This window comes from Vannielia litorea (genome assembly GCF_019801175.1).
In the GTDB taxonomy this organism is placed as follows: domain Bacteria; phylum Pseudomonadota; class Alphaproteobacteria; order Rhodobacterales; family Rhodobacteraceae; genus Vannielia; species Vannielia litorea_B.
The window spans coordinates 1,628,584-1,654,511 of sequence record NZ_JAHVJR010000001.1 but is presented as its reverse complement, the minus strand read 5'-3'; the positions used below and the strand labels follow the sequence as shown (position 1 = coordinate 1,654,511).

29 protein-coding genes and 1 tRNA gene are annotated in these 25,928 nt (G+C 63.1%); 29 read left to right on the top strand and 1 reads right to left on the bottom strand.

Features of this window, described 5'->3' with window-relative positions; translation table 11 throughout:
• Positions 1-48 precede the first annotated feature (48 nt).
• The 14 genes from KUV38_RS08240 (at position 49) to KUV38_RS08175 (ending at position 13,869) form a co-directional block, all read left to right on the top strand.
• A complete protein-coding gene (locus KUV38_RS08240) occupies positions 49-1,170 on the top strand; it encodes a vWA domain-containing protein (RefSeq protein ID WP_222469579.1) in 1,122 nt (373 codons plus the stop codon).
• 211 nt (positions 1,171-1,381) lie between these two features.
• Positions 1,382-2,821 carry an alanine/glycine:cation symporter family protein gene (locus KUV38_RS08235; protein WP_222469578.1) on the top strand — a complete coding sequence of 480 codons (1,440 nt, stop codon included), beginning with the start codon at positions 1,382-1,384 and terminating at the stop codon, positions 2,819-2,821.
• 141 nt (positions 2,822-2,962) lie between these two features.
• Positions 2,963-4,345 carry a cryptochrome/photolyase family protein gene (locus KUV38_RS08230; RefSeq protein WP_222469577.1) on the top strand — a complete coding sequence of 461 codons (1,383 nt, stop codon included), beginning with the start codon at positions 2,963-2,965 and terminating at the stop codon, positions 4,343-4,345.
• A gap of 136 nt (positions 4,346-4,481) precedes the next feature.
• The gene (locus KUV38_RS08225) at positions 4,482-4,988 is read left to right on the top strand and encodes a TrgA family protein (protein ID WP_222469576.1); all 507 of its coding nucleotides are present in this window, start codon (positions 4,482-4,484) and stop codon (positions 4,986-4,988) included.
• Between the two features lie 31 nt (positions 4,989-5,019).
• The gene (locus KUV38_RS08220) at positions 5,020-6,153 is read left to right on the top strand and encodes an NUDIX domain-containing protein (protein WP_222469575.1); all 1,134 of its coding nucleotides are present in this window, start codon (positions 5,020-5,022) and stop codon (positions 6,151-6,153) included.
• Between the two features lie 213 nt (positions 6,154-6,366).
• A complete protein-coding gene (locus KUV38_RS08215) occupies positions 6,367-7,404 on the top strand; it encodes a cysteine synthase A (RefSeq protein WP_222469574.1) in 1,038 nt (345 codons plus the stop codon).
• The gene (locus KUV38_RS08210; protein WP_222469573.1) at positions 7,404-10,010 is read left to right on the top strand and encodes a DUF3772 domain-containing protein; all 2,607 of its coding nucleotides are present in this window, start codon (positions 7,404-7,406) and stop codon (positions 10,008-10,010) included. Before KUV38_RS08215 ends, KUV38_RS08210 begins: the two co-directional genes overlap by 1 nt.
• On the top strand, positions 10,007-10,723 hold the full coding sequence (locus KUV38_RS08205; protein WP_222469572.1) for an alanyl-tRNA editing protein: 717 nt from the start codon (positions 10,007-10,009) through the stop codon (positions 10,721-10,723). The genes KUV38_RS08210 and KUV38_RS08205 overlap by 4 nt, the downstream gene beginning before the upstream one ends.
• A 113-nt stretch (positions 10,724-10,836) precedes the next feature.
• Positions 10,837-11,175, top strand: a complete 339-nt coding sequence (locus tag KUV38_RS08200; RefSeq protein ID WP_222469571.1) for a hypothetical protein — start codon at positions 10,837-10,839, stop codon at positions 11,173-11,175.
• An 83-nt stretch (positions 11,176-11,258) separates the two neighbouring features.
• Positions 11,259-11,768 (top strand): hypothetical protein, encoded by a 510-nt coding sequence (locus tag KUV38_RS08195; RefSeq protein WP_222469570.1) that lies wholly within the window; start codon positions 11,259-11,261, stop codon positions 11,766-11,768.
• A gap of 105 nt (positions 11,769-11,873) precedes the next feature.
• Positions 11,874-12,407, top strand: coding sequence for a hypothetical protein (locus KUV38_RS08190; protein ID WP_222469569.1), 534 nt, complete (start codon positions 11,874-11,876; stop codon positions 12,405-12,407).
• Between the two features lie 113 nt (positions 12,408-12,520).
• A tRNA-Ser gene (locus KUV38_RS08185) sits at positions 12,521-12,610 on the top strand.
• A gap of 67 nt (positions 12,611-12,677) precedes the next feature.
• Positions 12,678-13,439, top strand: coding sequence for a hypothetical protein (locus KUV38_RS08180; protein ID WP_222469568.1), 762 nt, complete (start codon positions 12,678-12,680; stop codon positions 13,437-13,439).
• Positions 13,440-13,446: 7 nt separating this feature from the next.
• On the top strand, positions 13,447-13,869 hold the full coding sequence (locus KUV38_RS08175) for a GFA family protein (protein WP_222469567.1): 423 nt from the start codon (positions 13,447-13,449) through the stop codon (positions 13,867-13,869).
• On the opposite strand, the gene KUV38_RS08170 is transcribed toward KUV38_RS08175, so the two are convergent.
• Positions 13,866-14,882, bottom strand: a complete 1,017-nt coding sequence (locus KUV38_RS08170) for a Gfo/Idh/MocA family protein (protein ID WP_222469566.1) — start codon at positions 14,880-14,882, stop codon at positions 13,866-13,868. The genes KUV38_RS08175 and KUV38_RS08170 overlap by 4 nt on opposite strands.
• Before the next feature lie 103 nt (positions 14,883-14,985).
• On the opposite strand from KUV38_RS08170, the gene KUV38_RS08165 reads away from it, so the two are divergent.
• From KUV38_RS08165 to KUV38_RS08095, 15 genes are all read left to right on the top strand, one after another.
• Positions 14,986-16,008, top strand: coding sequence for an SIS domain-containing protein (locus tag KUV38_RS08165; protein WP_222469565.1), 1,023 nt, complete (start codon positions 14,986-14,988; stop codon positions 16,006-16,008).
• 24 nt (positions 16,009-16,032) lie between these two features.
• Entirely contained in the window at positions 16,033-16,419 is a 387-nt protein-coding gene (locus KUV38_RS20890) for a hypothetical protein (RefSeq protein ID WP_261385181.1), read from the top strand.
• Positions 16,420-16,481: 62 nt separating this feature from the next.
• Positions 16,482-17,372 (top strand): LysR family transcriptional regulator, encoded by an 891-nt coding sequence (locus tag KUV38_RS08155; RefSeq protein WP_222469563.1) that lies wholly within the window; start codon positions 16,482-16,484, stop codon positions 17,370-17,372.
• A 139-nt stretch (positions 17,373-17,511) separates the two neighbouring features.
• The gene (locus KUV38_RS08150) at positions 17,512-17,877 is read left to right on the top strand and encodes an NADH-quinone oxidoreductase subunit A (RefSeq protein WP_222469562.1); all 366 of its coding nucleotides are present in this window, start codon (positions 17,512-17,514) and stop codon (positions 17,875-17,877) included.
• Positions 17,868-18,455: a NuoB/complex I 20 kDa subunit family protein gene (locus tag KUV38_RS08145; protein WP_261384559.1), complete on the top strand. Its 588-nt coding sequence runs from the start codon at positions 17,868-17,870 to the stop codon at positions 18,453-18,455. Before KUV38_RS08150 ends, KUV38_RS08145 begins: the two co-directional genes overlap by 10 nt.
• Positions 18,456-18,474: 19 nt before the next feature.
• Positions 18,475-19,083, top strand: a complete 609-nt coding sequence (locus tag KUV38_RS08140) for an NADH-quinone oxidoreductase subunit C (protein ID WP_222469561.1) — start codon at positions 18,475-18,477, stop codon at positions 19,081-19,083.
• Positions 19,080-19,481, top strand: coding sequence for a nuclear transport factor 2 family protein (locus tag KUV38_RS08135; protein WP_222469560.1), 402 nt, complete (start codon positions 19,080-19,082; stop codon positions 19,479-19,481). Before KUV38_RS08140 ends, KUV38_RS08135 begins: the two co-directional genes overlap by 4 nt.
• A gap of 3 nt (positions 19,482-19,484) precedes the next feature.
• Complete coding sequence (locus KUV38_RS08130) at positions 19,485-20,381, top strand: sulfotransferase family protein (protein ID WP_222469559.1); 897 nt, start codon at positions 19,485-19,487, stop codon at positions 20,379-20,381.
• Between the two features lie 4 nt (positions 20,382-20,385).
• Entirely contained in the window at positions 20,386-21,603 is a 1,218-nt protein-coding gene (locus KUV38_RS08125; protein ID WP_222469558.1) for an NADH-quinone oxidoreductase subunit D, read from the top strand.
• 4 nt (positions 21,604-21,607) lie between these two features.
• A complete protein-coding gene (locus KUV38_RS08120; RefSeq protein ID WP_222469557.1) occupies positions 21,608-21,817 on the top strand; it encodes a hypothetical protein in 210 nt (69 codons plus the stop codon).
• A 3-nt stretch (positions 21,818-21,820) separates the two neighbouring features.
• On the top strand, positions 21,821-23,164 hold the full coding sequence (locus tag KUV38_RS08115; protein WP_222469556.1) for an NADH-quinone oxidoreductase subunit E: 1,344 nt from the start codon (positions 21,821-21,823) through the stop codon (positions 23,162-23,164).
• Positions 23,165-23,186: 22 nt separating this feature from the next.
• On the top strand, positions 23,187-23,399 hold the full coding sequence (locus tag KUV38_RS08110) for a DUF5337 family protein (protein ID WP_222469555.1): 213 nt from the start codon (positions 23,187-23,189) through the stop codon (positions 23,397-23,399).
• A 123-nt stretch (positions 23,400-23,522) separates the two neighbouring features.
• Positions 23,523-24,809, top strand: a complete 1,287-nt coding sequence (nuoF, locus tag KUV38_RS08105) for an NADH-quinone oxidoreductase subunit NuoF (RefSeq protein WP_222469554.1) — start codon at positions 23,523-23,525, stop codon at positions 24,807-24,809.
• Complete coding sequence (locus KUV38_RS08100; RefSeq protein ID WP_222469553.1) at positions 24,806-25,099, top strand: hypothetical protein; 294 nt, start codon at positions 24,806-24,808, stop codon at positions 25,097-25,099. Before nuoF ends, KUV38_RS08100 begins: the two co-directional genes overlap by 4 nt.
• 46 nt (positions 25,100-25,145) lie before the next feature.
• Positions 25,146-25,880: a class I SAM-dependent methyltransferase gene (locus KUV38_RS08095; protein WP_222469552.1), complete on the top strand. Its 735-nt coding sequence runs from the start codon at positions 25,146-25,148 to the stop codon at positions 25,878-25,880.
• Positions 25,881-25,928 lie beyond the last annotated feature (48 nt).

Here is a 25,928-nt window from a genome sequence, read left to right as displayed (position 1 = left end):
CGTGGGCGGCTGTTAGGCTGCTTTCGTGCGGTAAACGTGGGGGGTGCCATGAGACGAGTTGCTTTTGCCTTCTGGCTTGTTCTGGCCAGCGGAAGCGCGGGTGTGGGGCAGGAAGGCGGCGTAGATTGCGTCGCGCTCTATGCGGATCTTGCCAATCAGTTCCCTGTTAGCCTTGAGCAATGTGAGCCGAAGGAGGTGGGTTTTACGCTGGAGACCTGCGAGCCACCCACGAGCTTTGAGGCAAGCAGCGTGACGACCCATATTATTCTGGCTCTGGATGCCTCGGGGTCGATGGCCGGGTCGGCGGGCAGCCTCTCGAAGATGGAGGCGGCGAAGCGGGAGGCAAAGACATTCCTCGGGGATGTGCACAAGGATGTGGACGTTGGCCTCATGGTCTACGGGCACAAGGGTTCCAACAAGCCGGAAGGCAAGGCCGAGAGCTGCGCGGCGACGGAAATGGTGCACGACTTTGACAGCTCGCGGCGCAAGCTGGGAGAGACCATCGACGCCTTGCGACCTGTTGGCTACACGCCGCTTGCGGGAGCGTTGGAAGAGGCGGGGCGGCTCATTGCGGCGCTGCCCGAGGGCAAGGAGGGCGAAAGCCCTGTGCCGGTCGTCTATCTGATTTCCGATGGCGAGGAGACCTGTGATGGTGACCCGGTTGCGGCGGCCAAAGCGCTGATCGAGGCCGGTGTGAAGACGACCGTGAACACGATCGGCTTTGCTGTGGATGCCGAGACCGAGGCGCAGCTTCAGGCCATCGCGGAGGCCGGGGGCGGCAGCTATTACCCGGCGGAGGATGCCAACGCGCTGCAAAGGCAGCTGAACGCGATCAAGGAAGCCGAAGACTCGGGGCATCGCTACCGGTATTGCGTTGAGCAGAACGTGGGGAAGATCGGAGTGGCGACGCATAACGAGATCATCCGCATCACGGGATGTTTCCAGAAGAACGGCCCGGCTCGTGCGCAGAGCGGGATCAACAAGTTCTTGCGCGAGGCCAAGCGCGACAGCAGACCCGAGGCGGCCTGTGCGGGGGAAGTGAACCTGATGATGAGCCGCGATTTGAGGCCGAAGTTCAGATGGCTCTCGGAGCGGACCAAGGTGCTGAATGATCAGGCTCAAGCGGACATAGCGGCCTATCGCGCGACAACGGGGTTTGCTGCCGATTAACCCATTTGGCTTGAGATTTGCGCAAACGGCGGCTTCTTCGTTGTGTGCAATTTGCATCTAATGAGCGAGCGACTGCTCATTGAGCGGGCGAATGCGCGGTTTTCATGCGCCAATCCGCTCAGATGTGTCACGCTCCCGTTACCTTCGCCGCCCCGCAGGGCAAGCTGAAGGATGAACAACCGCGAACAGAGCCAACAAGGAGACGCGGACGATGGGATTTCTGGACAGTATCTTCAATGTCATCAATGACCTGACATGGGGCTGGGCGCTTGTGCCCTTCCTCGTGGTGTTGGGTTGTTTCTTCACCATTTCCAGCGGGTTTGTGCAGTTCCGCTTCTTTACCCGCATGTTCAAGGTGCTGACCGGCACCGATGAAGATAACGACCCCACTAAAATCAGCGCCCGCGAGGCGCTCTTCGTTTCGGTCGGCGGGCGCGTGGGCGGCGGCAATATTGCCGGCGTTGCGGTGGCAATCACCGCAGGCGGGCCGGGCGCGGTTTTCTGGATGTGGGCTATTGCGCTCGTGGGCATGTGCTCGGCACTGGTCGAGGCCACGCTCGCGCAGGTGTTCAAGCGCACCGAGGAAAACGGCGACTATCGCGGCGGCCCAGCGCGGGCCATCATCCACGGGCTGGGCATGAACTATCGCTGGCTGGCAGTGATCTATGCGGTGTGCCTGATCGCCTCCTTCTCCATCGGGTTCAACGCCTTCCAAGGCAACACGGTGGCGGGCGCGGCGCTCGACAGCATGAACATTCCGCGCCTCGCAACGGGTGCCGTTCTGGCCGTGCTGACGGCGGTGATCGTCTGGGGCGGTATCCACCGCATCGCCAAAGCGGCAGACATCATCATCCCGGTCATGGCCTTCATGTACATCGGCATGGCGCTGGTGATCATCGTGATCAACATCGGGTCGCTCCCGGGTGTGATCACCGACATCGTAGCCAACGCCTTCGGGTTCCGTGAAGCGGTCGCGGGCGGCATGGGTGCAGCCATTGCAAACGGGTTGCGGCGTGGCCTCTTCTCGAACGAGGCAGGGCTCGGCTCAGCGCCCAACGTGGCGGCGACCGCTTATGTGAAGCACCCGGTCAGCCAGGGCATCACCCAGAGCTTCTCGGTCTTCATCGACACGATCATCATTTGCTCCTGCACGGCTTTCGTGATCCTGCTGGGCGATGTTTATCAGCCCGGCGCTGAAGGCATCGATGGTGTGGCGTTGACGCAGCAGAGCATGGTGGGCCATGTCGGCGGCTGGGTGCAGTATTATCTGACCGTGGCGATCCTGCTCTTCAGCTTCTCTTCGATCATGTACAACTACTACCTCGGCGAGAACGCACTGACCTTCATGACCGACAGCAAGATGGCCATTCAGGTGCTGCGGGTGGCGATCGTGTGCATCGTCTTCCTTGGCGCGGTGGCGCCCGGCGCGACCTTCGTGTTCAACTTCTCCGACCCGATGATGGGCATTCTGGCAGTGGTGAACCTGCTGGCGCTGGCGATGCTCTTCCCGGTGGCGGTGCGGCTGATCAACGACTTCCGCGGGCAGTTGAAGGCGGGCGTGAAGATGCCTGTGTTCGACCCTGCGAAGTTCCCGGATATCGACAGTGACCCGACGGCTTGGCCCGATGCGCCGAAGGCGCCCGCCGAGTAAGCGATAGGCGCTGGAAAAAGCCCCGTCCGGTGCGCGCCGGGCGGGGTTTTATTATTCGGGCGTCTGTTGGGGCGGCTCAGGAATATTTGACCCGTTGCGCTGGCCTGTGCGTTACGTCCGTGACGATTGAACGGAGGCCCCATGACCCGCACCACGATTCTCTGGCACCGCCGCGACCTGCGGCTCTCCGATCTGCCTGCCTTGATGGCGGCGCGGGAGCAAGGCGCGGTGATCCCGGTGTTCATCCGAGAGCGGAAGGTAGATGCCTTGGGGGCTGCCCCAGCTTGGCGGCTCGGCCTTTCGCTGGAGGCGCATGCCAAGCAACTGGAGGCACTTGGCAGCAGGTTGATCTTGCGGTCGGGCGATGCGTTGGACGTGCTTCGCTCGCTGGTGGCGGAGACCGGGGCGGAGGCAGTTTGCTGGAGCCGGGAGTATGACCCGGTGAGCATCGAGCGGGACAGCGAAGTCAAGGCGGCGCTGCGTGACGATGGGGTCGAGGCCAAGAGCTTTGCCGGAAAGCTGCTGTGGGAGCCTTGGGAGGTGAAGACGGGGCAGGGGACGCCTTACAAGGTCTTCTCGCCGATGTGGAAGACGATGAAGGGCGAAGCGCCCGGTGAGGAGTGCCCACGCCCGCGGGAGCTGACCAGCCCGGAGGACTGGCCAGAGAGCGAGGCGTTGGGGGATTGGGCGCTGGGTGCCGGGATGCGGCGCGGCGCCGAAGTGGTGGCCCGGCATGCGGTGGTGGGCGAAAAGGCGGCCCAGAAGCGGCTGCGGGATTTCGTTTCGGACCGGATGCACAATTACCCCAAGGGGCGCGACATGCTTGCGGAGAGTTGGACATCGGGGCTGAGCGAAAACCTGACCTATGGCGAGATCTCTCCCCGCCAGTGCTGGAACGCGGCGGAGGGCGAGGGCCGCGAGACCTTCCGCAAGGAGTTGGCATGGCGCGAGTTCGGCTGGCAGCTGGGCTATCACTTTCCCCATATGTTCGAGCGGGAATGGCGCGAGGAGTGGAGCCGTTTTCCATGGAAGGATGATGAGCGCGCAGCCGAGGTGAAAGCCTGGAAGCAGGGGCGCACGGGGGTGGAGGTTGTGGATGCAGCGATGCGTGAGCTGTACGTCACCGGCACAATGCACAACCGGGCCCGGATGATCGTGGCAAGCTATCTGACCAAGCACATGATGACCGATTGGCGCGTGGGCCGTGATTGGTTCGCCGATACGCTGATTGATTGGGACGAGGCCTCGAACAGTCTTGGGTGGCAATGGACGGCAGGTTGCGGGCCTGATGCGGCACCGTATTTTCGGGTCTTCAACCCGGCAAGTCAGGCCGAGAAGTTCGATGCCAAGGGGGGGTACCGCGAGCAATGGCTCGGCAACGGTGAGGACGCCGCGAGTTACTACGAGGCTGTTCCCGAAAGCTGGAAGCTTGAGCCGGGGAAGGACCGGCCCGATGAACCGGTTGTCGGGCTGGACGAAGGCCGCAAGGCGGCGCTGGAGGCCTACGAAAACCGCGATTTCTGAATGGGCGACAATGGGCAGCGCAGCCAGGCTCTGTCGCGGGTTTCCCGAGGTTTTGCCATATTTTCGCCGGTTTCACATGGTGTGATCGCCCCATTCGAGGGGCAGTCACGCGCCCTTGTCATGTGATGGAACGCCGATGCCTACCGCAACCAAACTGATGTCTGCGCTGGTCTTTGCTTTGCTGGCCTTCTTTGCGTCCGAGGTCTTCAAGCCGCTTTTGCCTGAGGGCACGAAGATGGGCCTGCTCTCCTTCGTAAATGCGGGGATCGGGCTGCTTTGCGGCTGGATGATCATGGGGCGCCTCGCCGGGCGCGGCAAGTTCGCCGCTGCCGGGGGCGGAGTCCGTACATCGCTTGCGCTGGCCTTCTGGTGCCTGCTCTTCTGGTCGATCTGGGAAATGCTGCGCCAGTCGACGCGGCCGGGCACCTATGAAGGCGTGGTCGAGGCGATCAATGGCGCCTTTGCGCTGATGTTTGATTACGCCCTGCTGATCCTGACCGACGCAAGAATGGCCTTTACCCTCGCCGAGGGAAGCTATTTTCTGCCGCAGGTGCCGGTGGTCCTGATCGTCGGTGGCATGCTCTGCGGATGGTTCGCGGAGTGGACCGAGGAGCGCTCGGCGGACGCAGGCAAGATCGCCTGATCTCCCACTTGCGCCCGGATGGAAGGGGTGCATGGCCGATATCTTCATTTACGGAACACTGATGCACGAGCCGCTCTTGCGGGTGGTGCTCGGCGCTGGCTTTGATGTGGTCGAGCAGGTCGCTGCGCGACTGCCGGGATGGCGGGTCGAGGCGGTGCCGGGCGAAGTCTACCCAATGGTGCGGGCCGACGCGGAGGCCGAGGCGCACGGGCTCTTGCTGCGGGGCCTCACGGATGAGGCCCTCGCGCGCGCCGATTTCTACGAAGGGCTCGATAACTACGGCTATCTTCGCAAGCCTGTCATGGTGCAGACGGAGGATGGCCCTGCTGAGGCGACCGTTTATGTGCCGCTCAGTCAGGATGGCGTCAGTGCAGGGGACTGGAGCCTTGCGGCTTGGGCGGAGAAGTGGGGCGAGCTTTCAACGCTCGCTGCCGAAGAGGTGATGTGGTGGATGGGCCGGGCGACGACAGCCGAAGTCGGCCGGCGCTATGGGGTCATCTGCACGAGGGCACAGGCGCGGCTGAATGCGCGGGAGGAAGCCCCGACAACGCTTCGCCGCAGGGCGCGTGAGGGAGATGTGAGGGTAAATGCCCTGCGTCGCCCCTATGCAGGGTTCTTCGCGGTGGAAGAACTTGAGCTGTCGCATATCCGTTTCGATGGCGGCGATGGTGGGCCGATCCAGCGGGCAGCGTTTGTGTCTGCCGATGCGGCGACCGTGCTGCCCTATGACCCGAAGCGTGACCGAGTGATGTTGGTTGAGCAGATGCGCCCCGGCCCGCTAGCACGCGGCGATGCCCAGCCTTGGGTATTGGAGCCCATTGCTGGCCGCGTCGACCCGGGTGAAAGCCCGGAGGAATGCGCACACCGCGAGGCGATGGAAGAGGCTGGGCTGGTGCTGGAACGTCTCATTTCAACAGGTGGCTACTACCCGAGCCCCGGTGCCAAGACCGAGTATCTGTACGGCTTCATCGGTCTTGCGGACTTGCACGATGACGCGGCAGGGCTCGGGGGTGTGGCTGGCGAGGGGGAAGACATTCGCGCTCATCTCGTCAGTTTCGACGCCGCTATGGGGTTGCTGGAGAGTGGGGAGATCAACGTGGGCACCACGGTCGCCTCGCTCCTCCACCTTGCCGCGCGGCGCGACGGTTTGCGCGGCCAGAGCTAGAAAATCACACAGAATTCGCAGCTGTGGGCAAAGACGCGAAGAATGTTCTGCGCGCTCAAGGTGCGCTGAACTCTGTCAGGCGGAGTGCTTGGTGATTGGGCCGTCGTTCCGCCGCCCTTCGCCTGCGACGCTGCCACCCCTGTTGACCTCGCCTGCCGCTGGCCTATCAAGTGGACGAGCGCCCGAACCGGGCCCGAAGGAAGGACGGCCGTCATGGATATCAAACCCGATCTCGCCGCAGCGGTGGGGAACACTCCGCTCATCCGGCTCAACAAGGTCAGTGAAGCGACCGGCTGTGAGATTCTCGGGAAATGCGAGTTCCTGAATCCTGGCCAATCGATCAAGGACCGCGCTGCGCTCTTCATCATCAAGGATGCGGTGGCCAAGGGCACGCTGCGGCCAGGTGGGACGATTGTTGAGGGGACGGCGGGCAACACGGGCATCGGCCTCGCGCTTGTGGGTAGTTCGATGGGGTTCAAGACGGTGATCGTGATCCCGCGGACCCAGAGTCAGGAAAAGAAAGACATGATCCGCCTCGCCGGTGCAGAGCTGGTCGAGGTGGATGCCAACCCCTATCGGAACCCGAACAACTATGTGCGCTACTCCGGGCGGCTTGCCGAGAGGCTCGCGCAGAGTGAGCACAACGGGGCGATCTGGGCCAACCAGTTTGACAACGTCGCCAACCGGCAGGCTCATGTTGAAGGCACCGGCCCGGAAATCTGGGCGCAGACCGAGGGCAAGGTGGATGGGTTCATCTGCGCCGTTGGCTCCGGCGGTACGCTGGCCGGGGTAGCAGAGGTGCTTCAGCCGAAGGGCGTGAAGGTCGGCCTCGCCGACCCGATGGGGGCGACGCTCTTCAATTACTACACCACCGGTGAGCACAAGTCGGAGGGAGGCTCGATCACCGAAGGCATCGGGCAGGGGCGGATCACCGCCAACCTCGAGGGCTTCACCCCGGACATGGCCTATCAGATCCCGGATGCTGAGGCGTTGCCGTATGTATTTGACCTGCTTGAAGAGGAAGGCCTCTGCCTTGGTGGCTCCAGTGCGATCAACATTGCCGGTGCGGTGCGAATGGCCAAGGAGATGGGACCGGGGCACCGGATCGTGACCGTGTTGTGCGACTATGGCACGCGCTATGCGACCAAGCTCTTCAACCCTGAGTTCCTGCGCGAGAAAGACCTGCCGGTGCCCGAGTTTCTGACCCGTGGCACCCGGACGGACATGCCGGACATGACGCTCGACGCATGATGCGCCTGCTTCTCCTTCTGAGCTTTCTCGCCACTGCCGCGCTGCCGGTGGCCGGACAGGCGCAATCGCTGGCCGATGATCTGGTGAACGGGGCAGGGGAGCCGGGCGCGACCGTCTCCGATGCCAACCCCGGGGATGAGGGCACCACGGTGCCTGCTGTGACCGACGCGCTTGAGGCGGCTTCGCTGAGCCTGCCCGGTGGCCCGGATTATGAGGCTTGGGAGAAAGTCGCCAGCCAGGCGGAAGATGTGCTCGACAGTGATGGCGCCTCGTCTCTTGCGCTCGAGCAGCTGCGTGAACGGTTGGCCGATTGGCGCATCGAGTTTCAAGACGCGCAGTCAACCAACTCCGGGCGGATCGATATTTTGCGCCGGCAGATCGATGCGCTGGGCCCTGCGCCGGCCGAGGGGGAGACAGAGGCCGTTGAACTGGCACAGCGACGTGATGAACTGACCTCGCAGCTCTCACGCCTGCTGGTGCCAATCCGTGCTGCGGAAGAGGCGTACATCCGTGCCGATGGGCTGATCGGCGAGGTCGATGCCGTTCTGCGCGATCGTCAAACGCGCGAGCTGCTGGATGTCGGGCCAAGTCCACTGTTCCCGAACAATTGGGCCGAACCTCTCGAACAGCTTGGCGGCGTGGGTGAGACCTTGCGCTCCAATTTGCGGTCGAGCTGGGAGAACCAGATACAGCAGGCGAAGCTGAGCAAGAACGCGGCGCCAGCGATAATCGTGGCGCTCATTGGTCTGATTCTGGTGATCCGGGGGCGGGGCTGGAGTATGCGGCTCTCGGAACGGCTGCTGACCCGGTCCGGTCGGCAGCAGCGCACGGTGATCTTTGCCATGCTGGTCTCGGTGGGGCAGCTCCTCTTGCCGCAGATCGGCCTGGTGCTAATCGTGGTCGGTGTGACGATTACCGGCATTGGTGGTCTGCTGACCGATCAGGTTCTGCAGACCATCCCGGTGATGGGCATCCTCATTTTCGGTGCGCGTTGGCTTGGCTTCCACAGCTTCCCGAAGATCGAAATTTTGCCGCCGCCGCTGGAGCATGACGCCGCGCAGCGCACCTCCGGACGGCTCTGGGCCACGATGGCGGGTGTTTCGGGCGCGCTGGGCGCTCTTCTGCTTTCTCTCACGGCTTTCTCGGGGATCACCGAGGAAGCAGCGGCCTTTCTCAACTTCCCGGTCCTTCTGCTGGGTGCCGTTGCGCTGTTCCGGCTGGGGCAACTCTTGGTGGTCCACGCGCGCGGCGGCGCTGGCGAGGAGATCGATGAGCATACGTCGAAGGGGTTCCGTGCTCGCGTGGTCCACCTAATCGGGCGGGCTGCCGTGCTCTTGGCACTCGCGGGACCGGTGATGGCGGCGCTGGGGTACCTGAAGGCGGGGGACTTCCTGATCTCCGCACCGCTCTCGACCCTCGCGGTGCTCGCCGTGGTCTCGCTGCTCCAGCGGTTCTTCAGCCACCTCTACGCGCTCTTCTTCGGGCGGCAGGCCGACGGAACCGACGGGCTTGTGGCGGTTCTGATCTCCTTCCTGATCATGCTGCTCGCCCTGCCGCTGCTCGCGCTTATCTGGGGCGCGCGCACGGCAGACCTCACCGAGTTGTGGTCGCAGTTCATGGGCGGATTTTCTGTTGGCGAAAGCACCATCAGCCCCTCGAACTTCCTGCTCTTCGCGGTGGTCTTCGTGCTGGGCTTCATGGTCACGAGGCTCTTGCAGGGCGCGCTGCGCACCTCCGTCTTGCCCAAGACCCGCATCGACACTGGCGGGCAGACGGCAATCCTCTCGGGCGTCAGCTACATCGGCATATTTCTGGCCGCCGTGATTGCGATCACCGCGGCGGGTATCGACCTGTCGAGCCTCGCCATCGTCGCGGGTGCGCTTTCGGTCGGCATCGGCTTTGGCCTGCAAACCATTGTCAGCAACTTCGTCTCTGGCATCATTCTGCTGATCGAGCGACCGATCTCTGAGGGCGACTGGATTAGCTCGGGTGGGGTTATGGGGATCGTGAAGAAGATCTCGGTGCGCTCTACCCGGATCGAGACGTTCGACAAGACGGATGTGATCGTTCCCAACGCCGATCTCATCAGCGGGCAAGTGACGAACTACACCAAAACCAACATGTCGGGCCGTCTGCTCATTCCGGTCGGGGTGGCCTACGGATCGGACACCCGCAAGGTGGCCGAGGTACTGCAAGGCGTGGCCGAAGAGCACCCCATCGTCATTCTGAACCCGCCGCCGCAGGTGGTGTTCACCGGTTTCGGCGCCGACAGCCTCGACTTCGAGATCCGGGTCATCCTGCGGGATGTCTTTTCGATCATCGTGGTCCAGACCGAGATCCGCCACCGGATAGCTGAGCGGTTCAAGGAAGAGGGGATCGAGATCCCCTTCGCACAGCGCGACCTTTGGCTGCGCAACCCCGAAGCCCTTGGAGATGCCATCCGAGGTGCGCGCGCGGGTGGTGCGGTGGTCGAGGCCGAGCCTGTCATTCCCGGGACGGAGGCAACGCCGCCTGAAGAACCTGAAACGCCCTCCCGAGCCGCGGCCCGAGCCGGTCTGACGCAGGACGACTTCGAGGGCGGCGGAGACGGAGGAGGCGACCGATGACTTTGGCCCTGTATCGTGACGATCCCTACATGCGCGATGCCCGAGGGACCGTGCTGGCGCAGACTTCCGAGGGCGGCCTCGTGCTGGATGCCTCGATCTTCTATCCGACCGGCGGTGGCCAGCCGGGAGATGCGGGCATGCTGCACTGGGACGGCGGGCAGATGGAAATCGCCACCTCGGTCAAGGGTGAGGGCGATCAGGTTGTACTGGTACCATCAGCACCGGGCACCTTGCCGGAGGTCGGGCAGGATTTGAGGCAATCGCTCGACTGGGAGCGCCGCTATGCCCACATGCGTATTCACACCGCGCTCCACCTGCTTTCGGTCGTGCTGCCGTTTCCGGTGACTGGCGGCAGCATCGGGGCAGAGAAGGGACGGCTCGACTTCATGATGGAAGAGCCGATCGAGGACCGCGATGCTGTTGAGGCCGCTTTGAACGATCTGGTCGGGCGTGACTTGCCAGTGACGGAAGAGTGGATCACGGATGAAGAGCTCGACGCCAATCCTGGTCTGATAAAGACCATGTCTGTCGCGCCGCCGCGGGGAAGCGGAAAGGTGCGGCTGGTCCGGATCGGTGCAGGGGAGGATCAGGTAGATCTCCAACCCTGCGGCGGCACCCATGTTTCGCGGACCGGCGAGATCGGGCCGCTGAAACTAGGCAAGCTCGAGAAGAAGGGCCGTGCGAACCGTCGGGTGAACATCACCTTCGGATGAGCTGATCGGCCGTTTCGATCCACCGGCGAGGTCGAGCCTGAGAAAATGGAGCAAGTCGGCGGCTGGAACGCTCTGAGCGCGTCGAGCGTTAGCCCTCCAAGGGAGGCAACGCCATGGCAGAGCACACACAGCCGACAGTAGACATGATTGAGCGTCTGCTCTCACACCCGGATATCGCCGGGCATGTCTCGGGCCTGTCGCGCCTGCGGGTGGCTGTGAACCCTGAGGCAGGGGCGGTGTCGGGCCATAGTCGCGCTGGGGGCACTGAACTGGTCATAACTGGCCCGGTGGATGCCGAGACGGCGGAATTGGCATTTCATTTCAGCCGGGTGATCCCGCAAGATGATGGCGGTCTGCGTGTCGATTTTTCCTATCCGCCCGCAGACCTTTCGGGCACGGCCCGCATCGATGCCAGCGGATTGCTTGTGGCGGTCGAGGCCAACGACGGCTGACCTTGCAGCTTTGCGCGCGCCATCCTGCGTGCTAGCCTATTGGCATTTGTAGCACCAAACGGCCCATTTTCCGGAGCAGTTCAATGATTTTTGCCCATGCATTCCGCAAGGATTTTCCGCTCACCACTGTCTTTCTCAGAAGCCGGCTTCCTTCGACGCCGCATTGGGCTTCGATCTGGCCCGCCTTCAAGAAATGGGGCCAGCTGAGCGAGCAGGAGGCGTTGGATGCGATCACCGAGGGCAACCCGCCCACCATCAATTGCGGCGAGTTTCCGAACGGCAGCTACGGCGACTATTGGGGCGATAGCGACCCAAGCCAGAAGAATTACATCTACCTGAATTCCCAATACCTTCGATACTTCGAGTTCTCCTACGCCAATCGAAGCGACCTGCTCTTTCAGCGCTTCCTGCATGCGGTCACCCTGCACGAGATGGTGCATTGGGGCGACAACCGCGACGGGGTGGATCAGGCGCCAGAAGAGGGCAACGAGTTCGAGAAGGAAGTCTGGGGCGCCCGGGTTGGCGACTGGGACTATTGGCGCACGAACGCTGAGGCGACGCTGCACAGCCGCTACCCGCGCGCGACGCTCTAGTCCGGGCCAGGATCTGTCCGGCAATGCGACCAAGGCTTGCACCACAGCCCTGCGGCTGACAGGCTATCAGCGGGAAGGGTCGCCCCGGATGGAAGGCGACGCAAAATGCGATTTGCACCCGAGATGCGGACAGAATTTCCGCTCGCCACGGCGTTTCTGATCGCCCACATTCCTGCAATCATGGACTGGTGGCGCTGGCGTGTCCGGCTGGCCTTCCGCACAACGGCAGAGGTGAGCAGAGAGCAGCTTGCCAAGGCCGTCTCACCACATGGCTGGCCGCTGTTCAAGGCTGCCGATCTCGACCTGTTCGGCAAGAGCCAGGAAGATTTCTGTGCCGGGCGCTTTCCCGGTACGATATCGAGCGCCGCCGAGTTCAAGCAGGTGATCGACCTCAGCAAGCACATGCTGCGCTGGTATGAGTGGTCCGAGCGCAACCGGGCCGATCGAAACATGCGGTTTTTTCTGCAGGTCACCGCATGGCACGAGATGGTGCATTGGGCAGATCAGCTTGATGGCAAGGACAACCCCGAGGAAATGGATCACCGGTTCGAGGGCCGTGCCTTTGGAACCAACGTCAGCCCAAGCGTCGACAAGTGGAACGAAGCCGTGCGCCTCGAGCACGGAGTTAGCCTCGCTTGAGGCGCGTTTGACCGCGGCCGCGCAGGACGAAAGCCACGGAAAAACGCAGATCGCATCTTCGCGCCAAACCCCTCTTGCACGCCGCGCCCCACCTGCGCTAAGAGGCGCGGGCCGGAGAGGTGGCCGAGTGGTCGAAGGCGCACGCCTGGAAAGTGTGTAGGCGGGAAACCGTCTCCAGGGTTCGAATCCCTGTCTCTCCGCCAGCATCCCCCCAAAGCTGTGACTTGACCGGTTGCCGCGCCGCCCCGCAGGGTGGCGTCGGGGGTAAACATGCGTTTTCTCAGCCTGATCCTGTTCTGCTTTGCTACCACGCCCGCTGTGGCGGAACTGGTGCATCGGGAAACGCTGGGCGGGCTACGCGGGGTCTCTCTGGCTTACGATGCTGAGGTTTGCGGGGTCTGGGTGGCGACCGAAGGCCGAGAGGTCATCCTGATCGGCACGACCGGGCGTGAGATCATGCGGTTCGACAGCGGGATGCGCTCGGTCCGCAGCCTTACCGTCGAGCCTGACGGGCTGTTGTTGGCAGATGGCTGGGGCACCTTTCGGCGAGTAGATCGTGACGGGCGACCGCGCGAAGAAGATTTCAGCCTCTCGGCCACGCTGGTGGATACGGAGGGTCTGCACCGCGATGCGGATGGCAGCTTTTTGGTGGTGGAGGATGACCCCTCGCGCCTGATGCGGGTTGCACCCGATGGCGCTGTTCTGATGGAACTCTGGGGAGACGGTTTTGAGCCGCCGATGGTTGAGCCGCAGGGCGTCGAGCGGGATCCGTTCTCGGGCAACATTCTCGTAGTAGATGACAACGAAGGGCTGAATGCGCTCTTCGAACTGGCGCCGGATGGGCAAGTGCTCACCGTCACGCCACTATCGGAGTGGGGGGGCGACGCTGAGGGAGTTGCGCTTCAGCCGGAGACAGGGACGCTCTTCATTGGGTTCGATGGCGGGCAGGCGGTGGCGATTTTTGAGTGGCGCCCGTCCGGCATGTCGATCGCAGAGCCGCTGGATCGGGGGCCGGATTGCGCATTCATGTGAGGGCAGGATGAGCAACGATCAGGTGGAATGGACGGGCGGCTGTTTTTGCGGTGCCCTGCGCTACCGGGTGACTACCGAGCCGCAGTTGAAGGCCCAGTGCCATTGCCGGGCCTGCACCCATATCTCGGGCGGAGGTGTGAACACCTTCATGCTGATCCCGCCGGGTGGCTTTGCTTGGGAGGTTGGTGAGCCCGCCAGATTTCAGCATCCGGAAAGCCAACGCGCGGTAGAGCGGTTCTTCTGCGCGACCTGCGGCACCCACATTCTCACCCAGCGGGGTGGGTTGGAGGGCGTGGTGCTAAAGGTCGGTACCCTCGATGCGCCAGAGGTATTCGGTGGGCCGAGCATTGCGATCTTCTGCGAGGAAGGGCAGGCGTGGCATAATGTGCCGGAGGGCGTTGCAGCATTCGAACGTTCGCCGCCGGGCTAGAGAGCCACGATCTGTCCTGACCGGATGCTCTCGTCGGCGGCAAGGCAGATGGCAAGGCTCTGCACGGCATCTTCTATATGGCGGGTGAGGTCGATGTCTTCGGCAATCGCGCGCAGTAAGAAGTCCTGCTCGGCGTCGCAAAGGGCCTGATGGTTGGGTTCATCGGGCAGGTCGATCAACCTGTCACCAGACGGCTGATGCACCAGCAAACCGCCCACGCGGGTGTGCCCCTCGATTTCGGCGCTGCCACCCTTGTCGCCATCCATGATCGAGACTGAGCCGGCCGGGCTGACGATGTCTTTCACGAAAAAGGCAGTTTCGGAGATCATCGGCCCCCAGCCGGCCTCATACCATCCTACGGACCCGTCATCGAAGACGACCTGAAACTGGCCGTAGTTGTACATGTCCTCCGCGATCTCATCCGAGAGCCGCAACCCCATGCCATGCACGCGAACCGGGCGGGCATCGGTGATCTGGCACATGACATCGACGTAGTGCACGCCGCAGTCGACGATGGGCGACATGGTGCGCATGAGCGCCTTGTGCGCTTCCCAAGCAGCTCCGGTGGATTGCTGGTTGAGATTGAGCCGGAACACGTAGGGGCCGCCAAGCGCGCGAGCCTCGGCAATGAGCCTCTGCCACGAGGGGTGGTGCCGCAGGATGTAGCCGACGGTGAGTTTGCGCCCGGTGGCGCGGGCGCAGTCCACCACGCGGCGGGCGTCCTCGACCGTGGCGGCGATCGGCTTTTCGATGAACACGTGGGCGCCCGCTTCCATCGCGGCGATGGCGAGGGAGGCGTGACTGTCGGCGTGGGTCGCGATCACCACCAGATCGGGTTTGAGTGACAGCCCTTCCTCGGCAGTAGTGAAGAGCGGATAGCCTGCCAGCGGCTCAGGCAAATCAGGCTGCGAGCGGTTCACGAGGCCAATGATCTCACACTCAGGGTTGGTGTGGTGCGCCAGTGCATGACTCTTGCCCATGTTGCCAAGGCCGATGATCAGAACGCGTGTCATATGGGGCTCCCTTTTGCGGGAGACTGGCGTGGCTGGCAGGCGAGGGCAAGCATTGTGGACGCAGCGGGGGTGGGGCAAGGTAGCGCTAACAGGGAGGCGCGTGATGACAGACAAGAGCCTGATGCGGCAGGAGATCGAAGAGATCCCAGAGGCCGTGGATCGGTTGCTGGCAGCAGGGCGGGTTCCGGAGGTCGCGCGAGCGATTGTGGCGCTTGATCCCCGGTACTTCGTAACCGTCGCGAGGGGTTCGTCAGACCATGCCTGCACGTTCTTCAAATACGCGGCCGAGCTGATGCTCGGGCGGGTTTCTGCCTCGGTCGGGCCTTCCGTTGCCTCCGTCTATGGAGCGCCACTCTCCCTCGAAGGTGCAGTTGCGCTCTCGATTTCTCAGTCGGGCGGGAGCCCGGACATCGTGCAGATGACTCAAGCGGCCCGGGCAGGCGGTGCGCTGACCGTAGCCTTCACCAATACGTCGGGCTCGCCCATGACCGAAGCTGCCGAGCAGGTGGTTGATATCTGCGCTGGGCCAGAGCGCTCGGTTGCCGCGACCAAGAGCTTTGTCACCTCGGCTCTGGCGGCGCTTTGGCTGGTGGCCGAGGTGGCGCAGGACGCCGCGCTGCTCGCGGCCATCCGCGCGCTGCCGGAGGCACTTGCGCGAGCTGTGCAGGCCGATTGGAGCCTTGCGGAGCGGGCAATGGATGAGGGCGGGTCGCTCTACGTGCTTGGCCGTGGGCCTGGCTGGGCGATCGCGCAGGAGGCGGCGTTGAAATTTAAGGAATGCTGCCAGACCCATGCAGAGGCCTATTCTTCTGCCGAGGTTTTGCATGGCCCGGTTTCCATCGTGGGGCGCGGCTTTCCGGTGCTCGCGCTGGCCTGTGGCGATGCCGCCGAGGGCGGGGTGGCCCAGATGGCGGACCGACTGGTTAGGCAGGGCGCGGATGTGTTTGCGACCACGTCCAAGGTGCAGGCGGCGCAAGTTCTGGAGGTACCGCGCACCGGGCATGGCCTGACGGACCCGCTTGCATTGATCGTGGCGTTCTATGCGATGGCCGAGCGCGTTGCCCGCGCCAGAGGTCTGAACCCGGATCAGCCCCCGCATTTGCAGAAGGCGACTGAGACGCTGTGAGTTTCTTGGTGGTCCGAGTAGGACGTGGCCGCCCAGAACAGGGCGGCCACCGCAGCTTCAACGCGCCCGGAGCTTTGGGCGCTCAAGGTCCACGTTCCGGTTGCTAAGGGCACGACGGCGGAGGCTGTCATCTGGCGCCTCTGGGTGGCTGGTCGCATAGTCAAGGTCAGCGCGGGTGATGCCGATGTCGCGCAGCATACGGTCGTCGAGGTGCTCGATCCGGCGGACGCGCCGCTGACGAGCGCGGCGCTCTGCGCGGGCTCGGAAGTTTTGCGCGATGGCACGCCCAAGTCGGGCAAAAATGCTCCGCAGGATCGGAAGGCGCGCGGCTTCGGCGGGGTGGTAATGAATATGGGCCATGTCTTGGCTCCTCTCTTCGGCGTTTCGATTGCCTCAAAAGGTGCGCCTTGACTGAAGTTCAATCAAACGAATAGTATTGAGTTTATCGTTCAGTAAAATTGAAAGATAGTCCGATGCTCGCGCCGCAGATGATCGACACCGACCTCATTCGCACCTTTCTGGCGATCCACGACACCGGCTCGTTCAGCGCGGCCGCCAAGACTGTTCTGCGAACGCCATCTGCGGTTTCGATGCAGGTGAAGCGGCTCGAAGAACAGTTGGGACGCTGCCTGTTCGAGCGCCTGCCGCGCGAGGTTCGGCTCACCGGCGATGGCGAGGCTTTTCTGGCCTATGCCGAAGAGATCATGCGCGTGAGCGAGGCGGCGCTGGCGCGCTTTGCGGGCACGCCGATGGAGGGCGAGGTGCATCTGGGCGCACCGGGCGATATGGGCGCCCATGCGCTGCCAATCATCCTGAAGCGCTTTGCTACCACCCACCCGGGTGTGCATGTGCGGGTCACTCTCGATACGTCTGCACGGATCATTGAAGCCTCCAAAGCCGGTGACCTCGACGTGGCGCTGAACACAGTCTGTGCCATCGAGGGCGGACCGGGCCGGGTCGTTTATGAAGAAGCACTGGCCTGGGCCGGCAAGCGCGGTGGCCGGGCGTGGAAAGCCGACCCTGTGCCACTGGCGTTGGCGCAGGAAGGCTGCATCTGGCGTCGGAAGGCGCTGAAATCGTTGGGCCGCGCCGGCAAGACCTCTCGTATTGCCTATGTATCGGAGAGCGGGCAGGCGCTCTTGGCGGCAGTCGAGGCTGACCTCGCGGTGAGCCCGCTGCCAGTTGCCAATTTCACGCCCGAGATGGAGCGTTTGGGGCCCGAACAGGGCTTCGAGGAAATCGGCCGTTACCAGCTTCGCATGATCGAGCAGGAGGAGCCCGGCTGCTGTGCTGCGGCGCTCGCCGAGCACGTGGTCGAAAGCTTTCGCACCCGGGTCGATGGCCCGGCCATCGCAGCGGAATAAAGCCGCCTGAAAAGCCGGGAATTTGAAGGGGCTGCAGGTTGACCCTCCACCGGGGCGGGAGTAAGACCTGAGGCAGCCACGATGCGCGTGCGCCGGGGGCCGGACCCCGCCCGTGCAGCACGCGAGAAAGGAGCCGGCTTTGGACGCTTTGCTCAGGGAATACCTGCCCATCGTCATCTTTCTGGCCATTGCAATCGGCCTTGGACTGGTGCTGATCCTTGCGGCTGCCGTGCTGGCGGTGCGCAACCCCGATGCGGAAAAGGTCAGCGCCTACGAATGCGGTTTCAATGCCTTCGACGATGCCCGGATGAAGTTTGACGTACGGTTCTACCTCGTCTCCATCCTGTTCATCATCTTCGACCTCGAGATCGCTTTTCTCTTCCCGTGGGCCGTGGCTTTTGCCGACATGAGCATGCTGGCCTTCTGGTCGATGATGGTGTTCCTCGCCGTGCTCACCGTGGGCTTTGCCTATGAATGGAAGAAAGGGGCTCTCGAATGGGAGTGACGACCAAACCCGAGAGCCCGCTGGCGCCGCCGCAGGTGCAGGGTGAACTGGCCCCTTATGGCGCCACCACTGCCGGGGCCGACAAGGAAGTAGCCGTTCAGTCGCTGAACCGCGACCTGCAGGACAAGGGCTTTCTGCTCACCTCCACCGAGGACCTGATCAACTGGGCGCGCACCGGCTCGCTGCACTGGATGACCTTCGGCCTCGCCTGCTGCGCCGTGGAGATGATGCACACATCAATGCCGCGCTATGATGCCGAGCGCTTCGGGATCGCGCCGCGTGCCTCCCCGCGCCAGTCTGACGTGATGATCGTGGCTGGCACGCTGACCAACAAGATGGCCCCGGCGCTACGGAAGGTTTACGACCAGATGGCCGAGCCGCGCTATGTGATCTCGATGGGCTCCTGTGCCAATGGTGGCGGCTACTATCACTACAGCTACTCGGTCGTCCGTGGCTGTGACCGGATCGTGCCGGTCGACATCTACGTGCCGGGCTGTCCGCCCACGGCAGAGGCGCTGATGTACGGCCTGCTGCAGCTCCAGCGCCGCATCCGGCGCACCGGCACCTTGGTACGCTGACCCAGGAAGGGACGACCCTATGAGCGATGCTCTGAACGAACTCGGCCAGCACCTTGAGGCGCGCCGTCCGGACTGCGTGGTGAGTTGGGATGTGGCCTTTGGTGAGCTGAATGTCGATGTGGCGCCGTCGAACCTGCGGGGCTTCGTGGAGTTCCTGAAGGCCGATGCGAATTGCCGGTTTTCGACGCTGGTGGATATCACCGCCGTCGATTACCCCGAGCGGGACAAGCGCTTTGACGTGGTCTACCACTTCCTCAGCATGTACCAGAACCAGCGCATCCGCCTGCGGGTAGCCGTGCGCGAAGACGAGATGGTGCCCTCGATCGTGGGCGAGCACCCTTCGGCCAACTGGTTTGAGCGCGAGGTTTTCGACATGTTCGGCATCATGTTCTCCGGCCACCCGGACCTGCGCCGCATCCTGACGGACTACGGCTTCCGTGGGTATCCGCTGCGCAAGGACTTCCCGACCACGGGTTACACCGAGGTCCGCTACGACGAAGTTGAAAAGCGGGTTGTCTACGAGCCGGTCAAGCTGACCCAGGATTACCGCCAGTTCGACTTCATGAGCCCTTGGGAGGGTGCAGAATACATCCTGCCGGGCGATGAGAAGACGGAAGAGGCGAAATGAACAAGCACCTCGACGCAGAGATCGACGCGGAGTTGGCCGCAGCCATCGAAAGCTATTGCCGCGCCCTGCACGAGGGGGATGGCGCCGTTCTGGACACGCTCTGCGATGATCGTTTTCTGATGCATTGGCTCGGCGCCGATGGTCAGACAAAGGCGCTCGACAAGGCCGGCTTCGTTGCGCGCGTAGGTGGGCGAGATGCCTTCCCCGGTGCGCCCGACTTCCGGGTTTTGCGGGTGTCGAGTGCGAGCGAAGACATGGCGCAGGTCAAAGTCGATGTGCGGGTGCCGCCGCGAGTGTTTTGCGATGAGCTCGGATTTCTGCGCACGGCGCAAGGCTGGCGGCTGATCACCAAGGTGTTCCGCGTTGCCGATGGCCCCGCGATGGAAGCCAAGGCCTGACCGGTGAGCACGCAGGCAACATTGCTCTATGCCATCGGGGCACCCAAGACCGGCACAAGCTGGCTCTACGGGTTTCTCGACGCGCATCCGCAGTGTGCCATGCCGGTCGCCAAGGAGTTGCACTACTGGGATAGCATCGAGGGCCTTAAGCCAGAGTGGCAGAGGGACCAGGTGGTTGCCCAGATTGGGCGTTTGCGCGACCGGATTGCACGGGTGGAAGCGGGAGCAGAGGAGGGGCGCCTGCCGCGCCTGCGCCGCCGCCTCAAGCAGACGGAGCGTTGGCTGGCAGCCCTAGTGATCGGTGAACGCGACCATCGCGCATATATCGACCTGCTCTATGACGGTGCGGGCGACGCAAAGCTGGTGGCGGATATCACGCCGTCCTACTGCCTGCTGCCGCAGAAGCGGCTGTGCGAGATGGCGGACCTCGTACCAGACACCCGGTTCCTCTTTCTCATGCGCGACCCGGTGGAGCGCTACTGGAGCCAGTGCCGTTTCATGGCCGGCAAGCGGGCAGAGCGGGGCCGGACGAACGATGCGAACGCCTACGCGCTGCAGTTGCTGGATAAGGCGCTGCGGGGCGAGAACGCCGATATTGCGCAACGGAGCGACTATGCTTCGGTTCTGGCAAAAATGGCGGCGCTGCCCAAGAGCCGCGTGATGTGCGGCTTCTACGAAGATCTCTTCAAGCCCGGCTCAATCCGGGCGCTCTGTGACTTTCTCGGCATCGACCGGATGAAGGCAGAGCTGAAAGAAAAGGTGAATGCAGGGCCGGAACTGGAGCTGGACGACAGCCGCCGCGCCGCCCTGCAAAGATTGCTGGCGCCGCAATATGCGGCGGTAGCCGACGAGATGGGGGCGCTGCCCGAGGTTTGGCAGCGCAACATGGAAAGGGTCTGAGACGATGGACGGCAAGGGCTTTGATGACGCGCTGACAGGTGAGCAGCAGATCCGTAATTTCAACATCAACTTCGGTCCGCAACACCCTGCGGCGCACGGCGTTTTGCGTCTGGTTTTGGAGCTTGACGGCGAAATCGTGGAGCGGTGCGACCCGCATATCGGCTTGCTGCACCGTGGCACCGAGAAGCTGATGGAGAGCCGAACCTACCTCCAGAACCTGCCCTACCTCGACCGACTCGATTACGTAGCTCCGATGAACCAGGAGCATGCTTGGTGCCTCGCCATCGAAAAGCTGACCGGCACGCCGGTCCCGCGCAGGGCCTCTCTGATCCGCGTGCTCTTTTCCGAGATCGGCCGCGTGCTGAACCACCTGCTCAACGTGACCACGCAGGCGATGGACGTGGGCGCACTGACCCCGCCGCTCTGGGGCTTCGAGGAACGCGAAGACCTGATGATTTTCTACGAGCGGGCCTGCGGCGCGCGGCTCCACGCGGCCTACTTCCGGCCCGGCGGCGTGCACCAGGATCTGCCACCCGAGCTGCTGGACGATATCGAAGCCTGGGCAAATAAGTTTCCCAACCGCCTCGATGACATCGACGGGCTGCTTACCGAGAACCGCATCTTCAAGCAGCGCAACGCCGATATCGGCGTGGTCAGCCAGCAGGAGGCGTTGGACTGGGGCTATTCGGGCGTGATGGTGCGCGGCTCGGGCATGGCTTGGGATCTGCGCCGCGCGCAGCCCTACGAGTGCTACGACGAGTTCGACTTCAAAGTGCCGATCGGCAAGAACGGCGACTGCTACGACCGATACCTCGTGCGGATGGAGGAAATGCGCCAGTCGACCAGCATCATCCTGCAAGCCATCCAAAAGCTGCGCGCACCGGAGGGGCAGGGCGACATCCTGGCTCGCGGCAAGATCACTCCGCCGAAACGCGGTGAGATGAAGCAGTCGATGGAAGCGCTGATCCATCACTTCAAGCTCTATACCGAGGGCTTCCATGTGCCCGAAGGCGAGGTCTATTGCGCCGTTGAAGCGCCGAAAGGCGAGTTTGGCGTGTATCTAAAGGCCGATGGCACCAACAAACCCTACCGCGCCAAACTGCGTGCGCCGGGCTATCTGCACCTGCAGTCGATGGACCACATCGCCAAAGGTCACCAACTGGCCGATATTGCCGCCATCATCGGCACGATGGATATCGTGTTCGGCGAGGTGGATCGCTGAGCCGATGACGCCTGTGCTCGTCTCCCTCCTGATGCTGATCGCATCGCTGTCAGTCACGATCTTCGTGGCTCGCCGGGTTCCGAGTGCGCTGATGGCCTATCCGGTGGCCATCGTGGCGGGCGGGGCGACCTTCATCGCGCTCTTCCTGCTTTTCACATTCACGCTCTCCTTCGCGCTGCTGAACGAGATGCCGACCTTCCCGACCACGGAGTAAGCCATGCTTCGCCGCCTCTATCATGATCAGCCCGATAGCTTCGCCTTCACCCCCGCCAATCAGGCATGGGCCGAAGGGCAGATCACCAAGTATCCCGAGGGCCGTCAGGCGAGTGCCGTGATCCCGCTGCTGTGGCGGGCGCAGGAGCAGGAGGGGTGGTTGACCCGCCCGGCGATCGAGCATGTGGCCGATATGTTGGGCATGGCTGACATCCGGGTGCTGGAGGTGGCGAGCTTCTACTTCATGTTCCAGCTGCAACCCGTTGGTTCCGTTGCACACATTCAGGTTTGCGGCACCACCAGCTGCATGATCTGCGGCGCGGAAGATCTGATCGGGGTGTGCCGCGAGAAGATCGCGGCGAACCCGCATGAGATTTCGGAAGATGGCAAGTTTAGTTGGGAGGAGGTCGAGTGCCTCGGCTCCTGCGCCAATGCGCCGATGGCTCAGATCGGCAAGGACTACTACGAGGATCTGACCGCCAAACGCTTTGGCGAGATGATCGACGAGTTCCGGGCCGGCAAGGTGCCGGTGCCCGGCCCGCAAAATGGTCGCTATGGCGCTGAACCCTTGAGCGGTCTGACCTCACTGACCGAACACGAAAGCGGCAAGACCAAGTACAACGCGAGCGTTCAGCTTGCGACTGATATCGGCGATACGGTCAAACGGATCGACGGCAGCGAAGTGCCCCTTCTGACTCCGTGGTCGGGCAAGAACGCCACACCGACCTCCAAGGCTCGCGCGGAAGCCGCCGGGCTGGCGGGCAAACCTGAAAAGCCGGAAGCGCCGAAATCCGCTGTTCAACAGGCGGCTGAAGCCAAGAAAAAGCCTGCCGCCAAGGCCAAGCAGGCCGAAGCGGACCATGAGAAGGTCGATGGCGCAGGTGATGCCGAGCGTGAGGAAGATGCCGGCAAGGACGCCAAGGACGCCAAGGGTCAGGCGACCGCGCCCAGTGGAGGCGCCGGGGCGGATAAGAGTTCCAAGGATGGTGGCAGGGCCAGCGAAGCGAAGGCCGAAAAGCCCGGCCCGAAGGCGGGCGCAAAAGACGCAGAGCCCGCGGCAGGCAGCAAGCCGGAGACGCTGTCAGAGGCCCGTGGCGGCAAGGCCGATGACTTGAAGGCCATCAAGGGGGTCGGGCCGAAGCTCGAAAAGCTCCTCCATTCCATGGGCTTCTATCATTATGACCAGATCGCCAAGTGGACAGATGAAGAGCTGGAGTGGGTCAATCAGAACCTCGAAGGCTTCAAGGGCCGTGCCCGGCGTGACCAATGGGTCGGCCAGGCGCGGACGTTGGCCGAAGGTGGCGACACGGAGTTCTCAAATCGCGTGAAGAAGGGCGATGTCTACTAAGGCCGCCTGCGGAGCCGCGCCCATGACGCCAGAAGAGGAAAAGGCCTTTGCCCGAGCCGGTCGGCGGATCGCACTTTTGATCGCGGCGGCGGGTGTTTTGGCGGTGCTGGCCCCGTGGCTGGTGGTCAAGCTGGGGCTTGAGGCACGCTACGAGCTCTTCTTTTATCTCGTGGCCATGGCGTGCTTTGTCTTCGCGATGGTAAATCTTGCCGCGATGTGGCGGCAGAGAAAGTGACGGAGGCCTAGAGCCGCAGGTACAGGGCCACGGAATGTAAACCTGCCGGTGTGAGAACACACTGGAATTGAGCCGGGGGGTCCGCTATCTCCCGAGTTGCGAAGCCGAATTTGGAGCCATCCCATGTTGCAGGACAGCGACCGCATCTTCACCAACATCTACGGGATGCATGACCGCACCCTGAAGGGAGCGCAGAAGCGGGGTCACTGGGATGGTACGGCGGACCTAATCACGAAGGGCCGCGACTGGATCATCGACGAGATGAAGGCGTCCGGTCTGCGCGGACGCGGCGGCGCAGGCTTTCCGACCGGCTTGAAGTGGAGCTTCATGCCCAAGGAAAGCGACGGGCGCCCGGCCTACCTCGTGGTAAACGCCGACGAATCCGAGCCCGGCACCTGCAAGGACCGGGAGATCATGCGCCATGATCCGCACACGCTGATCGAGGGCTGCCTGATCGCCAGTTTCGCGATGAACGCGAACACTTGCTACATTTATATCCGCGGCGAATACATCCGCGAGCGCGAGGCGCTTCAAGCTGCCATCGACGAGGCCTATGACGCCGGGCTGGTGGGCAAGAACGCTGCTGGCTCCGGCTGGGATTTCGACATCTTCCTGCACCACGGGGCAGGGGCCTACATTTGCGGCGAGGAGACCGCGCTGCTCGAGAGCCTCGAAGGCAAGAAGGGCATGCCCCGGATGAAGCCGCCGTTCCCGGCGGGCGCGGGCCTGTATGGCTGCCCGACCACAGTGAACAACGTCGAAAGCATCGCCGTGGTGCCGACCATCCTGCGCCGTGGCGGAGCGTGGTTTGCAGGTTTCGGTCGCCAGAACAACGCGGGTACCAAGCTGTTTGCCGTCTCGGGCCACGTCAACAACCCCTGCGTGGTTGAGGAGGCAATGTCGATCACCTTCGAAGAGCTGATCGAGAAGCATTGCGGCGGAATTCGCGGCGGCTGGGATAACCTGCTTGCGGTCATTCCCGGCGGCTCCTCGGTGCCCTGCGTCCGTGGCGAGAAGATGAAAGACGCCATCATGGACTTCGATTACCTGCGCGGCGAGCTGGGCTCCGGCCTCGGCACGGCGGCGGTCATCGTGATGGACAAGAGCACCGATATCATCAAGGCGATCTGGCGGCTGTCGAAGTTCTACAAGCACGAGAGCTGCGGCCAGTGCACGCCGTGCCGCGAAGGCACCGGCTGGATGATGCGGGTGATGGACCGTTTGGTGAAGGGCGAGGCGAGCGTGGAAGAGATCGACATGCTCTTCGACGTGACCAAGCAGGTCGAGGGCCACACGATCTGTGCCCTCGGCGACGCGGCGGCCTGGCCGATCCAGGGCCTGATCCGCAACTTCCGCGACGTGATCGAGGATCGTATCGCGGGCAAACGCGGCGCAATCGCGGCGGAATGACCGAAACCGCCATCATCGCCGGGCAAGTAATAGGGTACCTTTCGGGCCTGATCCTCGCCGGTGCGATCGGCCTCGTCGCCCTGAGGGCCGGGCTCGGCACGGGCGCTGCCCTCGGCGTCAGCCTAGGGATGGTTCTCGTGGGTATGGTCGTTCCCTACGGATTGCGGAGCGTTGGTTATACGTTCGGGTTGCCGCCGGAATTGCTTTTTCTGGCCTATCCTGTCTGCGGGTTGATCTCTTCTGGCCTTGCACTTGTGATTGCCCTGATGCCTTGGCCGCGCCCGCAGTGATCATTGATCAGGGCCAGTATCCGGCGCTTGGCGAGTGGAGGTGTGTATGATCGGCAAGTTCCGTTTTAAGGGCGGGCCTGAAGAGGTCGCGACCGATATCCGGGAAACATACGGCTACGATGGGCCGATGTTGGACGCCTATGTTGGCAATGAAGGGCCAAGGGTTCACAAGTGGCATCACTACCTCCCGCTCTATGATCGCTACTTCGGGCGTTTTCGCGGAAAGCCGGTGAAGTTCCTTGAAATAGGGGTCTGGGAGGGCGGCAGCCTGCAAATGTGGCGCCGGTTCTTTGGGCCGGATGCCGTGATCTTCGGCATCGATATAGACCCAAAATGCGCCGCACTCGATGGCAAGGCCGCGCAGGTGCGGATCGGCTCGCAAGACGATCCGGCATTTCTGGCCGAAGTGGTGCACGAGATGGGAGGGATCGACGTGGTGCTGGACGATGGCAGTCACAAGATGCGGCATATCCAGGCCTCTTTGGTCGAGCTGTTCCCGAAGCTCAGCATCGGCGGCACCTACATGATCGAAGATTTGCACACGGCCTACTGGCCCAATTGGGGCGGGGGCGTGGGCGCGCCGCGCAACTTCTTCAATACCTTGCGGCCGATCATCGACGACATGCACCGCTGGTACCACGCCCAGAGGCTGAGCAGGCCCCGTCTGCGCGGTGAAATCTCCGGAATTCACGTTCACGATTCGATTGTGGTGTTCGACAAGGACCCGGTCCACCCGCCGCGCCAGTCGATGATCGGGGATCCGCCGCGCCCCGCGGTGTAGAAGATCGTGCGTGGTCGGCGCTGGGGGGAAACGAAACAAATTCAACCG